Annotated in this window: 13 protein-coding genes; all 13 read right to left on the bottom strand. The window is 32.7% G+C overall.

Annotated features, from left to right (window positions below):
• Positions 1-7: 7 nt before the first annotated feature.
• The 13 genes from secY2 to FJN11_RS01740 all read right to left on the bottom strand — a co-directional run bounded on the left by secY2 (position 8) and on the right by FJN11_RS01740 (position 17,220).
• Positions 8-1,225, bottom strand: coding sequence for an accessory Sec system protein translocase subunit SecY2 (secY2, locus tag FJN11_RS01795; protein WP_140223913.1), 1,218 nt, complete (start codon positions 1,223-1,225; stop codon positions 8-10).
• Positions 1,226-1,299: 74 nt separating this feature from the next.
• Complete coding sequence (locus FJN11_RS01790; RefSeq protein WP_049551807.1) at positions 1,300-2,496, bottom strand: glycosyltransferase family 8 protein; 1,197 nt, start codon at positions 2,494-2,496, stop codon at positions 1,300-1,302.
• Positions 2,497-2,573: 77 nt separating this feature from the next.
• Positions 2,574-3,782, bottom strand: coding sequence for a glycosyltransferase family 8 protein (locus tag FJN11_RS01785; RefSeq protein WP_140223912.1), 1,209 nt, complete (start codon positions 3,780-3,782; stop codon positions 2,574-2,576).
• An 11-nt stretch (positions 3,783-3,793) separates the two neighbouring features.
• The gene (locus FJN11_RS01780; protein ID WP_049551809.1) at positions 3,794-5,020 is read right to left on the bottom strand and encodes a glycosyltransferase family 8 protein; all 1,227 of its coding nucleotides are present in this window, start codon (positions 5,018-5,020) and stop codon (positions 3,794-3,796) included.
• Between the two features lie 317 nt (positions 5,021-5,337).
• Positions 5,338-6,537, bottom strand: coding sequence for a glycosyltransferase family 8 protein (locus FJN11_RS01775; RefSeq protein ID WP_125852087.1), 1,200 nt, complete (start codon positions 6,535-6,537; stop codon positions 5,338-5,340).
• Positions 6,516-7,763, bottom strand: a complete 1,248-nt coding sequence (locus FJN11_RS01770; RefSeq protein ID WP_140223911.1) for a glycosyltransferase — start codon at positions 7,761-7,763, stop codon at positions 6,516-6,518. Before FJN11_RS01770 ends, FJN11_RS01775 begins: the two co-directional genes overlap by 22 nt.
• 111 nt (positions 7,764-7,874) lie before the next feature.
• Positions 7,875-8,225, bottom strand: coding sequence for a hypothetical protein (locus FJN11_RS10795; protein ID WP_246039353.1), 351 nt, complete (start codon positions 8,223-8,225; stop codon positions 7,875-7,877).
• Between the two features lie 65 nt (positions 8,226-8,290).
• Complete coding sequence (locus FJN11_RS10790) at positions 8,291-8,461, bottom strand: glycosyltransferase family 2 protein (RefSeq protein WP_246039352.1); 171 nt, start codon at positions 8,459-8,461, stop codon at positions 8,291-8,293.
• Positions 8,462-8,689: 228 nt separating this feature from the next.
• Positions 8,690-11,134: an SP_1767 family glycosyltransferase gene (locus FJN11_RS01760; RefSeq protein WP_049551813.1), complete on the bottom strand. Its 2,445-nt coding sequence runs from the start codon at positions 11,132-11,134 to the stop codon at positions 8,690-8,692.
• Positions 11,135-11,143: 9 nt separating this feature from the next.
• The gene (locus FJN11_RS01755; RefSeq protein ID WP_049551814.1) at positions 11,144-12,154 is read right to left on the bottom strand and encodes a sugar transferase; all 1,011 of its coding nucleotides are present in this window, start codon (positions 12,152-12,154) and stop codon (positions 11,144-11,146) included.
• Between the two features lie 324 nt (positions 12,155-12,478).
• On the bottom strand, positions 12,479-14,218 hold the full coding sequence (locus FJN11_RS01750) for a glycosyltransferase family 2 protein (RefSeq protein WP_140223910.1): 1,740 nt from the start codon (positions 14,216-14,218) through the stop codon (positions 12,479-12,481).
• A 39-nt stretch (positions 14,219-14,257) separates the two neighbouring features.
• Positions 14,258-15,136, bottom strand: a complete 879-nt coding sequence (locus FJN11_RS01745; protein ID WP_049492156.1) for an acyltransferase — start codon at positions 15,134-15,136, stop codon at positions 14,258-14,260.
• On the bottom strand, positions 15,133-17,220 hold the full coding sequence (locus FJN11_RS01740) for a glycosyltransferase (protein WP_140223909.1): 2,088 nt from the start codon (positions 17,218-17,220) through the stop codon (positions 15,133-15,135). The genes FJN11_RS01745 and FJN11_RS01740 overlap by 4 nt, the downstream gene beginning before the upstream one ends.
• Between the last annotated feature and the right edge of the window lie 101 nt (positions 17,221-17,321).

Raw genomic sequence — 17,321 nt, 5'->3', positions numbered from 1 at the left:
AAGTCTCCTAAATCAAAGGTTTATAGGTCTCATTTAGCCTTAAAGCCTTGACCTCGTCTCTAATCGTAAAAATCATGCCTCCAAACATCATAAACAAGCCTGGAATCATTGCCAATCTTAATAACTTTTCATCAAATAAAACAAAAAGCATGGGACTACCTGCCATGATCACATTAAAGAGACCACCTATGACTGAGAAACGAAGGACCAATCGGTTAATAAATCGACTAGTATCCTCACCTGGATAAATTCCATAAATGTATTCTCCAGATTTTTTCATGCGGTCTGCAATCTCTTCTCCATTCATATTAACAAAAGCAAAAATGATACTAAATAAAAATAAGACCGAAATATAAACATAGACCCACAAAGGCTTTCCAATCATAAATTCCTTTGATAAAGTCTCCAATCCTGAATGATTAGGGAAAATAAATCCAAGCAAGATGAACAGGTAAGCTGGTACACTCAGGAAACTCATCACATACATATAGGGCATTCCACCTGCAGGATTCAACATGATTTCAAGATAAGAATAGCGTTTAAAACGATTGTGAAGTCCTATCTTATTGACTGGCACTAGATAACGCGCGCGATACATAATGGCAAGCATATAAGAAAATATAATGGTCATAAAAACAAGCAAGACAACAATCTCTGTAGGGATATGAACCAGTTTAAAAGTTTCAATAACATCCTGAGGGATATTTAAAACAATGCTGGATAGGAGAATGACAATAGAACCCCCAATCCCCATGCTAACATTTAAATCTGACAACCAAACAAGAAAAATTGTTCCTGCTATCAGCAACAAGGTATTCATTAAAACAACCAAAATTGCCGAGTAGGAGGATTGTACTGGTAAGCTCAAGCTAACCGCCAAGGATTGAATAACAGCAATCAGCAAGGTCAGATACATTTTTCGACGATCTTGAATTTCAATTGCTGTAGAACTTAGCCCCAATTTTTTAGAATAAGAAAACATCTGCCACAAGATTATTGCAGACATCCAAGGTGATAATCCTATAGAAAAAATAGATAAACTTCTTAGGTTTCCACCTGTAAGGGCTGCTGAAAAAGCTAGGTAGGCTGTTGAACCACCTAAGAAATCTTTGGAATTCAAATTAACAAAAGGGAGAGTAATACGACTTCCCAATACATAGATAAACAGTAGAAATAAGGTAAATAGTCCTTTTTTTACTGCTATTGACGAATAAATCTTAGTCACAAAATACTCCTTTATTTGCTTTGGGGTCAAATCTCACTTTTATTATATATTATTTTTACACCAGATGGTAAAGATCAAACTTCTAATTTCCTTAAAACTCTAACCATTTCTTCAGGTCTATCTATAGAAAAAATACCATCATACATACTATCATCAGATGACTTTCTAGTATTTTCAAAGGTAAAGATTTTTCTTCCTCGCTCTCTAGCTTTAGACAAAACATCGAAGACCTCAGCCCCATGGTTAATGTCTAAATAGAGAGTTGCATCATCTAATAGCCACTCTATCCTTTTATGAATAATATTTTGGTAAATCGTTACATTTTTATAAATAGAAAGATTAGTTAAAGCAGATGCACAATACACTGGAGCAGCAATATGAAAATGCCAATCAGGTAACTCACGAATTAAGAACTCTAAATGCTCCACTTCTAATACCCATGTTGCAACAAAAGCATTCTTCTCAGATTGCTTTGATCGTACAAAGTAATCGAGGTTAGAATATTTAAAAGCAATCTCAGTCCAATCTAGGTCTCTATACACCCACCATAATTCACGTAATCTAGATATACTGTATGTATTCCATGGCTTATCATGACTAGCATAGTGAACAATTGTAGGTGGATTGTCATCCAAACGTTCACACTCCTGATCTAAACGATAAATATCAACACCAACCATATAGTTATAATTTTCTTCTAATGGTAGCCATTGATTTTCAAAGTAAATATTCAATATACTCTGATCCCCAAGGTGAACAGCTTGATTCTGCCCAGCTGCTAATTCCAATAAACTATTAACAATAGAATCTTCTTTCCACTTTGCAACATCCATTAACAAAACTCCAGAATTAAATCCAGATTTTCGTCCTTCATAGGCATAGACATCATCAACAGCTCCAATAGAATGTCCTTTTAAATCTATCAGAAATAGAGAAGTTAAGTCTCCAGTTACGATGATATCAGAATCCAAATACAATACTCTATCAGATTCAACCACTTCTGTCGCAAAAAATCTAAAGTAAGAAGCATAGTTTAAATGTGGCCCTGTTTTATAGTCTTCAAAAAGTTCTCTATCAATGTGTACATTATGGATTGTTGAATTTACAACTTCCATTTTACTTCCCAATAATTTGAACCATTCAGGAGCTATATCACTATTAAGAATATAAAAATCAACATCCCTATTGTGATACAAAACAGACTTTATAGTCGTCTCTAAAGGAATAAGATAGGCATTATCTGCCGCTAATACAATAGATTTTCTAGTCATTTCACACCTCTCATTACTAGTTGCTAAATACTACATCTGATAAATTATTTATTAAATATTTACAATAACTGACTAATTTATTTATGCAAAGAATTGAGATAAGTAATAATTTCTTCTACCATCGTTTCAGGAGCAAGCGAAGAAAAAATAAAACTTTTACCTGTCTGATCTTTGCTTGTATTGTCAAATGAAAAAATCGGTTTACCGAGTCTATGAACCTCTTGAATAATATTCATAATTTCATTGTAATGATTAATATCTAAATAGAAATCTATTCTATTTAGTATGTTTTCAAAATTATAACGATTAAACTGAGGATAGATTGACACATTTAAATAACGTTGTAAATCAACTACTTGAGAGGCGAAATTAGTATGCGCTAGAATATGAAAATGAACCTCTGGTAGTGCTTTTATTAAATACTCCAGATGTTCCATCTCACAAGCATTCGTAAAAATTGCAGTGTGATACTTTTCTTTTTCTGTAACTACTTCTAAACCATGCTTAATAATCTCTTTTCGTAGAATAATATCTGACCACTCCATACCATAATAAAACCACCATCTATCTCCTAAACGATTATTATACACTGATGACCAAGGTTTACTATCTGTGTAATGAATAATGGAAATTAGAGACTCATATTGATTTGCTTTTTCATACCATTCGTTTTTTTGAAATCGCTCAGCAATGGTATCCATACCAACCATAAAATTATACTTGAAATCTAGTTCTTTCCATTGCCCTACAAAAAAACGATTTAAGATTCCTTGATCTCCAAACTCAACTTCATGATATTGATCAGCCACATTAAAAAGTTGCCTTGAGATTGAGTAAGCTCTCCAATAAGAATTATTAATAAGCAATACCCCCGAATTAAAATTTGTTTCTTGCAATTCATCTCTGACTGCAGCTACAGGACTATTACCTAAATCAATTTCAAAAAGATTCGTTAAATCATCATTGATTATAATATCAGAATCCAAATACAATACTTTATCCTCAGTTATCATATCTGGAATAAAAAAACGAAAATAAGCAGCATATGATAAATGAGGTGTTGGGAGATTGTATTTTCGCAAATTGTTATCTGAAATTTTTACATTAACTACCACCGAATTAAGTGGGGCTAAACGCCTATTCATAACACGAAACCATTCTGATGGCAAATCATCATTAAATACATAGATTTTAAAATGATCGTTAAAAGCTGCTATTGATTTAATGGTTGTCTCTACCTTATTCATATAGCCATTATCGGCCCCCATCGCTATTATTTTATTCATCTCTGTTATCCCTATTTTATTGTTCCAAGATACATTTTTATATCTTTAATCATTTGCATAATTTCAGAAACCTCATAAACTTTATTATAACCTGTATCATCATGATTAGTAACATCAAAGGAATAGATTGGTTTGCCCAATGCACGAACTTTACTAATAATATCAGCTATTTGATTTCCATGGTTAATATCTAAATAAAAATCAAGATTTTTTAACACTTCATCAAATGTAAAAGGAATGAATCCCGGATATACAGATACATTTGAAAATTGTTGTAAGTCAATAACAGACGAAGCAAATGAAGTGTGTGCTAAAATCGAAAAATGTACCTGAGGAAACTCTATTAATAACCTTTCAATCTGTTCCAATTCACATGAATCTGTAAATATCGCAGTATGAAAAAGAGGAGGTTCAATAAGAGTATTAAAATCGCTCAATAATTGACCTTTTATAGGATTTTTTCTCAGAAGAATATCTGACCACTCCACACTATAATAAAACCACCATATAGATCTATAACGATTCTTTGATAAGTGATACCAAGGTTTATCGCCCGTATAATGAATAACTTTTGGCAAAATACTATCAGGTAAAGACGATTGATACCAAGACTCATCATTCACAACTTGAGCCAGCGTATCCATACCAACCATAAAATTATAGAGGCGCCCCAATTTTTTCCACTTTTCCTTAAATAAGATATTTAAAATCCCCTGATCTCCAAATACTGTTTGATGGTATTGTTCTGTTAATTGTAAGAGTTGATTGGCTATATCACTTTCCTTCCACTTTTTAACAGGAATAACCATCATTCCCGAGTTAAATCCACCCGTATAATCTCCATCAAAGTAATCAGCAACTCCGGCTAACCAATAATCTTCCAAATCGATGTTAAACAATTCATCCAAGCAAGATGTTACGATTATATCTGAATCAAGGTAAATCGCTCGATCTTCTTCTACAAATTCTCCTATGAAATAGCGAAAATAAGCTGCGTAGGAAAGATAACTAATTGCTAGTCGGTAATTTTTAAGAGTATGGTCAGAAATTTTTACATTTACAATTTCAGACTGATTAGCTTTCAATCTAAAATTCATAATTCGAAACCAGTCAGAGGGTAGGTCATCGTTAAATATGTAAAATTTTATATTATGATTGTGAGCACAAACAGATTTGATGGTAGTTTCCACCTTATCCATATAACCATTATCTGCCCCCAGTACAATTGCTTTCTTCATAAACTATTAACCCCTTATTCACTCTATCCATAAAATTAACATGATTTCTAAATTTTAAACGGTTCAATCATTATATAAAACCCTAAAAATCAAAACAATAACCTGAAAATATCACTACTTCTCAAACACAACATCATCAAAAATTCAAAATTTTAATCTATCTTAATTTTATAAATTAGTTATTGAATAATTCAAGTAGTTTTAATATTTACAAAAATAATCAAAGTATTTTTATTATAAATACAAGTTAAGTAATTTTTCGTAATACATACTCAATAAATTTCAGACTGTTCAACTCTTAGCCTCTCAAACAACTATTAAAAATCTGGCTCAATCAACTTTATAGCCGAAATCATTTCATCAGGTCTATCAATTGAAAATATTCCATCGTATAAGTTATCATCATTAGATTTCCTTGTAGTATCAAACGTGAAAATCTTAAGTTTTTGCTCTTTCGCTCTACTAAGAATATTCATCGTCTCTATATAGTGATTAATATCTAAATAAACGATTGAATCAGATAACAACCAGTCAATTTTACTATGCAAAACATTTTGATATACTGTCACATTTGTATACTGAGATAACGAAGTTAACGGTTCAGAGCAATCACACGGAGCTGCGATATGAAAATGCCAATCAAATAAAGAACTGATAAGAAAGTGGATATGTTCTATTTCTGCAGCCAGTGTTAAAATAAATATTTGCTTTTTTGATTGATGACTTCGTTGTCTAAAATTCAAATTAGCAGTTTTTGATAAAATTTCAAACCAATCCAAATTTCTATAACTCCACCAAAGTTCACGAAGTCGAGTACTACTATAAGTATGCCAAGGTTTGTGTGTTCCTGCGAAATGGATAATTATAGGGAGCTCATTTTCTAATCTCGGCAATTCTGCATCTCTATAATTATAATCCAATCCTACCAGATAATTATATGTGCTGTCAATTTCCTTCCAATTATGTTGAAAGAAAATATTTAATATACTTTGGTCAGCCATTGCAACCTCAGCTTGCTTCTCCTCTGTCAAACTTAAAAGCTGGGGTATATAAAGATTCTCTCTCCACAACTTATTATCGATCAGTAAGACTCCCGCGTTAAAACCATATAAATCACTTTCCCATGCGTAGGGACTGGCAACAGCAGCAATAGGTTTTCCTTCCATATCAATAGTAAATAATTCAGATAAATCTCCTGCTACTAACAAATCACAATCTAAATATAATGTCCTATCAGAATGAACTAAGTCCGGAATCAAATATCTAAAAAAAGTTGTATAGTTAATCAAGTCTCCTGTTTTATAATTGTTAAACATATTCTTATCCACACGAATATTAATAACTTGTGAATTTACTGTACTTAATGTCGCATTTAATAACTTAAACCACTCTGGAGCAATATCATTATTCAAAACATAGATACATACATTTGTGTTATGAACAAGAATAGACTTGATTGTTGTTTCGGCCTGTACCAAGTAATTATTATCCGTAGCTAGAACGATTGATTTTTGCATAATTGATTCTCCATGTATTTTCTTATAATCTCTACCATTTCTTCTGGCCTTTCATGTGAACAAATACTTTCATATGAACTATCATCGAAATTAGGAAGTCGAGTATTATCAAAAGCTAGCATAGGCTTAGAATACTTCTTGACTAAATCATAAATATAACCTAATTTATCCTCATGATTTATATCTAAATATATATCAGATTCTTTTAGAACTTTTTCTATTAGAATTGGAAATGAGTTAGGGTATAAGCTGACATTTTGAAAACTCGATAGAACTTTTAACTCATCTGCCATAAAAGTGTGTGCCGCAACATGAAAATGTACTTCAGGTAAAGCCTGAGCTAAAAATTTCATATTCTCAACACACCATGAGTTAGTTAGATTCATACAAGTTAATTTCGGCTTAAATATATTAGCAGAATAGTGCTCTCCCCTTTCTTTCCAAGTAGATACGATATAACCCCATTCCATAAAAGAATAATTCCACCAAATTTCACGGAGACGACCTACAGAAAATTGATTCCAAGGTTTATCATTAGAAATATAATGCAAAACTTTAGGGAGTGGATTAATTGATTTTTCCAAAATCCAAGCATGCCCTTGTTCTGCGGCCCCTTTATCAAAACCAATCTGGTAATTAAACGTTTCGTTTATTTCAATATATGAGTCATAAAAAAGCATATTCAAAATTGACTGATCACCTTCTGCCACATTCTCATGTTCTTTTTCTGTTAATTCAATCAATTGTTGCCTGATATTTTCAGAGCACCATTTTTTGTTGTTAATCAAGAGAACACCAGCATTGAATCCAAGACCTACTCCAAAGCAAGAACGAGTTGCAGCCAAATAATTTTCACCTAAATCTAATTCAAACAAATCGGTCAAATCATCAGTCACAACCAAATCACTATCTAGATAGAGAACTTTATCTTCTGTTACAAAATCTGGAATAAAATAGCGTGCAAAGGTCATATGATTGATATGAGGTAATTTATTAGACCAGTTCATTTTATACTGTAAGCCAATCAACTTGCAATCAATCAAGTCGCCCCCCATCTCTTGTAAATATATTCTTATTTGACTAAACCATTCCTGGGGAATGTCCTGATTTAGCAAATAAATTTTCAAATGACTATTGTGTCTACAGATTGATTTCATCGCTGTTTCGATTTGTCGAATATAAGCATAATCACCTGCAAATACTACTGCACGTTTGGTATTTCCCATTTTAAATCCTTATCATTTATTCTAACTAACATTATTTATTGTCCTACATACATTAAACCAAATAGATTTTATTCTATCATCTTTACATAACATCAAAATCTATTTATTAACTTACTTATCAAGTAAATATAATGTTTCCTTAATCCATTTCATCGTATCTGTTGCTGATAGATCCTTATCTTCAAGTTCTTTTTTTCGAAATTTTAACAGGGATACAAAATTGTCTACGTATCGACCAACATCTATATTTCGAGCACCAAGAAGAGCTATGAAATTTTCACGTTGCTGTAGATCACACCTGACCTTGAGTAAACTAAAATGTCTCGTAGAGCCTTCACCTACTCTATAAATATAACTATCTCTATTGATATAGACAGATTTAGGTGAGATTAGATAGATTTTAAACCAAAATTCCATATCCTCACCCAAGCTTGTCAAAGTATTAAAACGAATATCTCCCACAACATCTCGTCTTACTAACTTTCCACTTACAAACCGATATGAATGATCAAAAGAATCCAAATCAATTAATTCTCTGTATATTCCTGACAAATTCTTCCTGAATTATCTGTAGAACCATCATCAATCATAAGCACTTCAAAATTTGTATAAGTCTGTTTAACAAGACTTTCCAAGCAAACTCCAATATAATTTTCAGTATTATAAACTGGAATAATAACACTAATCAAAGATTCCATACATTTCACCTACAATCTTAAAATTATAGAATAAATCTTTATTTATATAGCAATATAGTTGTTGGGTAGCCTCCAGGTAAATAATGAAAATGTTTCTTCAAATTCCTGTTCATAATAGACTCATTTTATTTAAAATATCTATTATTTTAGAGAGATACCCTCATTAATTTCTTTTTTTGTCTAAAAATGTTCAATCAAAATTGTGAACTTATTAATCATACTTATAAGTTATTCTAATATCTTTGCAACAATCTGACTATTATAGGTTTCATCCTCAATGAACTCAATATCTTGATCAAAATTATACTCTGCTGTATGTTTGTGTGAAAATTTAACCTTGGTTTTAGCACCCATCTTCATCCATTCATACTCTGAATCGATATGACCAATATCTAATACTTGGTATCCCTTTTGACTTAAATGATAGGCTAAAACTTTTGCTGTAGGCCCAAGCATACATAAAATCAAACGACCACCAGCATACTTTTCAATTTCGTCTTCAATTTCATGAACTCTAGAAAAGGCACTGTGAGAAGGACAAATTATCCGCTTGATAGAATTTGCCTCATCGAACAAATCATTCCCTACACCTGATCGAGAGGTCGCGCCTTCAACTATAAGTAAGTCACGGTTTTTCCAGATACTTTTCAATTTTTGAAATTGGGATTTAGCTTGACTCTTGTCTTCAAAATCGATATAAGGGCGAGATACAAAGGTTGAGCCATACCATGAATCACTGCATAACTCTCTGTAAAAATCCATATAATGATCCATGTGATCTTTCCAAAATGGAATCGCCCACGATGTAAACCTGAAACGATCTGAAAAGGCATCAGGAAGGCACACTACTAAATCTTCTCGACTTTCTTGGCCGATAATGTCCCTCATGATTGAAACCAACTCTTCATCATAATCCTGGTAGGGAATCGAATGCCCTGCAAGCATATTGATTTCCCCATCTCCAAAACGAACTAAAGAAGAGTTGTGTTCAATAATATAATCCAAGGTTTCATCTATCCCTTTCACCTGGATTATATCAAGCGGTTTTTCTAGCATATCCTTATTTATCAATTTTTGCAAATCAACCAACATTCGTTCAGGATGTTCACTTGAATACAACCTTTGGCCATTATTCCCATTTTGAGATTTATAAAAGGCTAGTATAGGTTTAGATAGATGAGCCATTTCTGCAACCATATCAGCTGTTGAAGTCAGTAGATTGATATCTAAATAAACATCCATCTTTTCCTTCAACTCTTCTAACTTATTTCTAGAAATTGCTGGATAGAGCTGAATATTAGGATAACGATTAGATAAATCATATAGTTTTGGCCCCATATCTGTCCAGGCAGCAACCTGAAAAACAACATTGGGTAAGTGTTCAGCCAAGTAATCCAGCTGTTCAATATCCTGAGAAGCCGTAAACGTTAAACAAGTCAAACTTGGAAGTTGTCTAAAACAGGTAAAATGTCCTTGTTTCTTAAAATCTTTTATCGCATCAATCATAAAGGAAACTTTCCCATTTTCGAAAACAATTTGTCCTATTTCTCCATGCTGAGTCGATTGAAAAGCTAATAGCGTTTTTCCTTGTTCTTTAAAAGATTTTAAAAAGTTCTCATCTGCACTACCATGATTGATATCCAAATAAAAACTTGTTGACTTTTTCAACCTATCTAATACAGGAGGAACAATCTGTGGATACAATCTCACATTATCATGTATAGCTAATTTTGTTAGCTTATCTCCCATATCCGTCCAGGCAGCGATATGAAATACCACATCTGGTAGAGCTGTGACTAACTCCTCTATTCCTTCTAAATCTTGGGAATTCGTTAAAGTTAAACAAGAAAATTCTTTATCTAGAGGCGATATTAGTTCAAACTCTCCTATATGGTGTTGTAAAATCTGACTCCACTCCAAATCATGGAATTGCCACCATAAATCACGGTAACGATTGGCTATCAAGGTGGTCCATGGCTTTCTGTAGGTCGTAAAATGAATCACAACTGGTTTATCATTAAAAGCCAGATGTTCCTGCCAATTATTATATAATGCCACAACATCATGTCCTACTTGTAAATTGTAAGCTCTATCTAGCTCTAACCAATCATCTTGCAAGACCTGATTGAAAATCGTTTGATCACCGTTAAAATTTTCAAAACGACCTTCTTCAACTTCCTTTATTGTTAGGATAGACTGTTCAATTAGCCGTTCTTTTAGTTTCTCTTGACGCCATTTTTCATTGTTGATTAGTAGAACACCAGTATTGAAACCTTGACCATTTGCATCTCTAATCGCTGCGATATAATGTTCTTTTATATCCTGCTCAAATAGACTGTCTAATTTATCATTGACAAGTAAATCACAATCCAAATATAAAACAGTATCTTCTTGTATATAATCTGGAATAAAGTATCGAGCATAGGCAATACTGCTAATATGAGTTTGCTTGATCCAAGCATGAAAAATATCCTGTTCTGGCAACTTCACATCAATAATATCACTACCTAACATGCGAGCTATTTTTCGTGGTTTACGGAACCAATCAGGCATGATATCTTGGTTTAAAATATAAATTTTAACATCTCGATTGTAATATAAAATAGATTTTATAGTTGTTTCCAACTGCCTGGTGTCGTTACAATCCCCAGCTAATACAATTGTTTTGTTCATTTCATTCCCTTAATCAATTCCCAAGTGATAGATTGCATCTACCAGTAGCTTTTTAGTGAAATACCCCTCTTTTAACAAATAGCTAAAGGTCTTGATACGATTCGTCATTTCTTGATATTTTTCTACATTCATTTTATCAACTATCTCATGAACCTCTTCCAGACTATCCGCCATAAAGCCCAAGCCTTGATCTACTATAAATTTAGCAGTTGACAAGCTATTTGGTACAATGACTGGAATGCCCGCTGTCAAATAGGTACTAACCTTATGAGATATATTCAAGGTATAGTATTGGTTGCTTTCTCCATCATTCTGATGAGTTCCCCAGACAAGACCAAATCCACCTTTTGATAATTCTAGCAACAGTTCCTCATCTTTTTTCCATCCTACAATGCTAAGATTTCTGGCATTGGAACTTGCTTCTCCTTTATTTGAAAATACTCTTAAAGGCGTATCTTGAGACCAATTTTGTAAGTCTGGAAAACGCTCTAAACTTCCTGCAAAAAAAATCTCTTTCTTAAAGGATGGGGTATAAAGTGACAAATCATGAGGATGATCCCACATCCCTTGAATGAGAATCTTCTTAGTTGTCAAACCTTCTTCTATCAGGCGTTCTTTCATCTGTCCAGATGGAACAATCAAAACATCCGATAGGTTATACATGTACATATAGTCTTTCATGAGATAGTAGTTACTATCAAACATAAGGGGAACAACATCATGGATAAAGCAAATAATCTTAACCTGCATGTCCTTTAATTTATCGAAAAAGAGACGATCAAACTCAAATCCGTTCCATGTTGGAGATTGAAAGACTAGGATATCTCCAATTGAAATACTGGCCATGATGCCATCCAGACGTTTATTCATTTCAGAAGGACTATCTGAAGCAATATTGTAAAAATAGATACCAACTTCTCTAAATCCCAGTTGACTGGCTATCTTTTGAACAGCATTTTGAGCTAGAATAACCGTACTATCACCAGCCATGCCGTATAAATTCGTTAAATGTAATTTCATTTTTCTTATCTTTTAAAAATTCACTTTAAGAATAGAAAATTCTTTTTCTTTTATCTGATTTTTAGAATTTCTATTTAGAAACAGATATACTTGATAATCATCTCTAACTTATCATGATAATCATTATCTTTTCCTAAAACAATTGTTCTTTCAACTTCAACCCTTTATAGATTTCTAACTGATTATTTTTTATATATTTGGAAAGAATTCTAATATTCTACCTCTATATTATCGTTTGCATTCAATTTACATAAACTAACTGTCTTCAATGCTTCAATATACTAGATTAGAAATATGACACTATTCAACATTTGTATTATATTATCAAAATCCTTCTAATAAAAACAAGATTTCTTTTAACCATCTTACTGTTTCGTTAGATTGTTCTTGTTCTACAAATTTTGTTTCTAAAAAGTGTAAATATCTAATACAATCATCTACATAAGTTGCTACATTCATTCCTCTAGCTGCAATTACTGCCATAAAATTTAAACGTTGTTGAATATCACTCCTAATTTTTTCTAATTCAAAATGTTTATCTTCGTCTTTGCTAGTTCTATAAATATAGGTATCTTTGTTTATATATACAACTTTATCAGAGATGAGAAACAATTTATACCAAAATTCCATATCTTCTCCTAAAGTTGTTTCTTCATTGAAACGAATAGTCTCCACTCTTACACTCTTAACTAATTTCCCACAGACAGAATGATATGAATAATCAAATGAAGATAATAATTGTAAATTATCAATCAATTCTGGACCTGTAAAAATCTTTTTTTCATATCCTCTTTGATAAGAATGCACATAATAGTTGTTGTCATCCATATTGAATTGTTTGTAAGTAGAAACAGCTACATCTGCTTTTTCATCTGTCAGAGATTTATACAACACTTCTAAATAGTCAGAATCTACCCAATCATCCGAATCAATAAAGGTGATATATTGCCCTTTTGAATGTTCGATACCTAGATTACGCGCTGAAGAAACTCCTCCATTTTCCTTTTCAAAATAACGAAAACTAGCATCTTTATCAACATATTCTCTACAGATTTCTGCTGAATTATCTGGAGAACCATCATTTATTAACAAACATTCAAAATTTTGATATGTTTGGTTCATAATACTATCTAAACACTGTCTCAAATAATTTTCTACATTGTAAATGGGGACGATAATACTAATCAAAGTTTTACTTTCATAATCTGCTATTTTAGATAATAGTTTTTGTTTTTCTTGTTTGTATAACTGTTTATACTGATTATTCTCTGGTACAAATTTGATGTCATGATAATTCAAATGTAAATATTTTAGTTTTTCAACCAATAATTTTGTTACATCACTCTCATCTTTAAAAAACAAGTCATACTTTCCGAATATCTTAAATACATCTAATTTTTCTTCTGAAAACTCTTTAGTAGTAATTGAATTTGGACGAATCCTGTAAGCATAGATAACTTTTGGTAATTTAATCCATTTTCCTGAATGACTTACCAACTCGGGAATAACTGCTAAATCTTCAAATATCCACCCCTCTGGAAAAAAATCTTCTGTTAATAAACTTTTTCGAAACAATTTTGGAAAAACGCTAACTCTCAGCTCATTTAATGCCAATTCTCCCAATTTGTCATCCTTGGTTATTAATATTTTTTTCTCAAAATTATGACAGACTCTATCCACTTTTATTTCATCATGGAAATTTTCAATCATTCCTTCTATAATATCAACATCATCTTCAATGTGTTCTATTAAAGTTTCTAAGAAATCAGGATAAATATAATCATCACTATCTACAAAAGCTACAAAAATAGACTCTTCTCTAATATGATTAATCCCTGTATTTCTAGCCCCACTTAAACCTTTATTAGATTGATTGATTAGTTTGAAACGACTATCTGTTAGATATTCTTCCGCTATTTGTTGTGAGCTATCCGTGGATCCATCATTAACCATAATGCAATCAAACTTTTTATAAGTTTGATTCTGAATACTATCCAAACACTGTCTCAAATAATTTTCAACATTGTAGATAGGAACTACAATACTGATTAATTCATTCCCCATATACTAACTTACCTAGCCTTGATTTATTCTATTTCCCGTTTAATCTCTTCTTTTTACAGAAAGATGCCCATCATTATAAACCACACTGTTTGCTGGAATATCATTGCGTATGAGGCAACCTGCTCCGATAATGGTATTGTCCCCAATCGTCACTCCTTTTAAAATCGTGACGTTACTTCCAATCCAGCAATCTCGTCCAACTCTAATCGGAGCTGTAGTCCACTGCCACTTTTCGATTTTTTCAGCGGTATAAATATGGTCGTGATCATAAAAACGAACACCCTCCCCCATCATGGTACCTGCTCCGATTTCAATTCTTTCCATACAGTTAAAACTACATGAGTTATTGATAAAAACACCATCATGCAGTATTAACTTACCCGAAGAGATATGAAAATTTTCAAAATTTCTACAGATGACATTGGCTCCTACAACCAAGTTGCCCTTATCATCGATTTGAAAGACATTCCAAGTCCCATCTTGGATGATTTTTTCTTGATGATTGGTGCCTACTCTGATTTCATTCAGATAGTCTCTCACTCTAGAAACCAATTTATCTGGTGCACTTGATAGAAAAACTTCCTGCCCCTGATCTCCATGTGCTGTATTGTCAAATGCAAAGGCAGTTTTTCCAGCCTGCACAAACCTTGAGACAATAGCATCCACTTCTTGAAAATGATTAATATCTAATAGAAAGTCACATGTATTGACTAGAAAGTTTAGCTGTTCTTCATTTGTAACCGTTAGGAGACGGACATTATAGTTCGTTTCTAAGTTACGAATTTTCTCGGAAAACTGAACAGGCGCTGCAATATGAAAACAGATATCTGGCAATTTGTCAAGGAGATAATCCAACTCTTCAATCTGATCACTAACCGTCAAAATCAGAGCATCTCCTAATAGATGATTTTTCTTCATTTGCTTATTTCTCTTAATTTTTCTATCATTGCTTGAACTTGGTCAACAGTATATACCTCCTGACCTACTTCGTAAGATTTGGTATTTTCAAAGGATAAAATAGGTTTGCCAAGTCTTGCAAATTGATCGAGAATTTCCTCTGTTTTTTCACCATAGTTTATATCTAAAAGTACTTGACTGGTTTCTACCAATTCATTATCGACATCTACCAAGTAGTGAATTCCGTTAAATATGGTCACGTTTGGATAAATCGTCATCTGAGTTAATCGATCACTAACTATTACTCTAGCTGCTATCTTAAACTGAATATCTGGTAAGGATTTAACCAATGTTTCAATTTGTTCAATATGGTCTGAGGCTGTATAGATGAGACAAGTGAAAGGATCCTTTATAGGATAAATATGAGATTTTTGTAATGGATGTAAATGATGATTTTGTCCCAACTCTGTCCATTCAAGGCCATGATAGTACCACCAAACATCACGATAGGTTTGGGATGCCAAATCTTTCCACGGTTTACGATGTGAAAGATAATGAATAATACCAGGATAATCCTGACCTACAGGCAATCGATAATCAGTGAACTGCCTATGAATGACAATGTGATTATAATCAAAGTCCAATTCCAGCCATTTATGTTCAAAAAGCATATTCAAGATACTCTGATCTGCCTGATCCACCTTATCATGCCATTCATTGGTCAAATCAATCAACTTTTGAGTCATATTCTCTTGTTGCCACAAAACATTATTGATCAATAGAACACCAGCATTAAAAATTTCACGACCGAAATAGGCTCTTCCCCCGAAATCTCTAACAGCAGCCAAAGGATAATCTTGTAAGTCACTTGCAAACAAATCATCGAGATTTTTCGTTACGACTAGATCACAATCCAAGTAGAGGGCCTTCTTTTCTTCTTTTACAAAATCAGCTACGAAATAGCGTAAAAAAACAGTGTAACTAATATCCGTTTTATAACGTGAAATTTGATCAGAAGTCACCCGACAATTAATAATTTCTGAATCGAACTTTTCTAAGCGCTTATTTATTTGCTTGATCCATTCATTTGGAAAATCGCTATGAATGAGATAAAAACGAATCGAACGATTATGATAACAAATAGACTTGATCGTCGTCAAAACTTGGTCTACATAGGCATAGTTTGCTGCTAGTATAATGGCTTTCTTTTCACTCGCCTCTTGTCTCGATAGCTGATGTAAAAGCCTTTGTTTCATTTCAAACTCTTTATATGTTACTGTGTCAGATAAGCCGCTAGCTTGACCGTTGGAGAGACTGAATTCCAACATTTGACGATAAACCGCCAAATGCTTCTCTAAAGGGTAACCCATATTAGCTAGTAGCGTAATGCGTTCGAACATGGCATCAACCAAGGCATGCATCCACTTTTCCGTCCAAACCTTTGACAGACTATTTTTTCTAACTCTATATGAATAAATCCCTCTATTTACATAAATGATTTTCTCGGATAATAAATAAATCTTTTGATTGAGGTAACCATCTTCTCCCAACTTGCCTATATCAAAACGTAAGTGCTTAAACAAATCTGCCTTATAAAGTTTACCCCAAGCAGATATCAAAGCAAAACTCTTCATTTCTTGGGATTCATATAAGTTCTCAAATATGGAAACATTATCATATACCTTCTCGTAATAGGAGTTTCCTGATATATGGAAGTAGAACATTCCTTCACTTTCGTTGAAAGAATAGTAATTCCCAACTGCAATATCTGCCTGATACTGTGTTATTTTTTTGTATAGAGTTTCTACATAATCTAACTCAATCCAATCATCTGAATCCACAAAGGTCACATAATCTCCGGACATATTTTCCAGACCGGTGTTTCGTGCAGCAGACAGGCCAGCATTTTCTTGTTCTATATAGATAATTCGGTAATCGATTTCTGCAAATTCTTTACAAATCTCTCCTGAAGTATCAGTAGAACCATCATTAACGACAATAATCTCAATATTTTTATATGTTTGAGCAATAATACTATCTAGGCATTTTCTTAGATAGTTTTCCACATTGTATACCGGTACAACAACCGTTATTTTATCATCCACTAGCGATTTTCTCCTTATATTTATTATACAATTTTTTAGTCAAAATTTCAGCTATATAATAGTAAAAACCCCTTGAAAATTCTACTTTTTCAAGGGGTTTC

It is taken from the genome of Streptococcus symci (genome assembly GCF_006385165.1).
In the GTDB taxonomy this organism is placed as follows: domain Bacteria; phylum Bacillota; class Bacilli; order Lactobacillales; family Streptococcaceae; genus Streptococcus; species Streptococcus symci.
Note: the sequence above shows the minus strand (reverse complement) of the source record. Positions and strands in the feature narration are given on the sequence as shown.

Coding starts and splice junctions, on each gene's coding strand:
- FJN11_RS01790 (WP_049551807.1), bottom strand. CDS start 2,496: ATGACTAGAAAATCTATTGTATTAGCGGCAGATAATGCCTATCTTATT.
- FJN11_RS01785 (WP_140223912.1), bottom strand. CDS start 3,782: ATGAATAAAATAATAGCGATGGGGGCCGATAATGGCTATATGAATAAG.
- FJN11_RS01780 (WP_049551809.1), bottom strand. CDS start 5,020: ATGAAGAAAGCAATTGTACTGGGGGCAGATAATGGTTATATGGATAAG.
- FJN11_RS01775 (WP_125852087.1), bottom strand. CDS start 6,537: ATGCAAAAATCAATCGTTCTAGCTACGGATAATAATTACTTGGTACAG.
- FJN11_RS01770 (WP_140223911.1), bottom strand. CDS start 7,763: ATGGGAAATACCAAACGTGCAGTAGTATTTGCAGGTGATTATGCTTAT.
- FJN11_RS10790 (WP_246039352.1), bottom strand. CDS start 8,461: ATGGAATCTTTGATTAGTGTTATTATTCCAGTTTATAATACTGAAAAT.
- FJN11_RS01760 (WP_049551813.1), bottom strand. CDS start 11,134: ATGAACAAAACAATTGTATTAGCTGGGGATTGTAACGACACCAGGCAG.
- FJN11_RS01755 (WP_049551814.1), bottom strand. CDS start 12,154: ATGAAATTACATTTAACGAATTTATACGGCATGGCTGGTGATAGTACG.
- FJN11_RS01750 (WP_140223910.1), bottom strand. CDS start 14,218: ATGGGGAATGAATTAATCAGTATTGTAGTTCCTATCTACAATGTTGAA.
- FJN11_RS01745 (WP_049492156.1), bottom strand. CDS start 15,136: ATGAAGAAAAATCATCTATTAGGAGATGCTCTGATTTTGACGGTTAGT.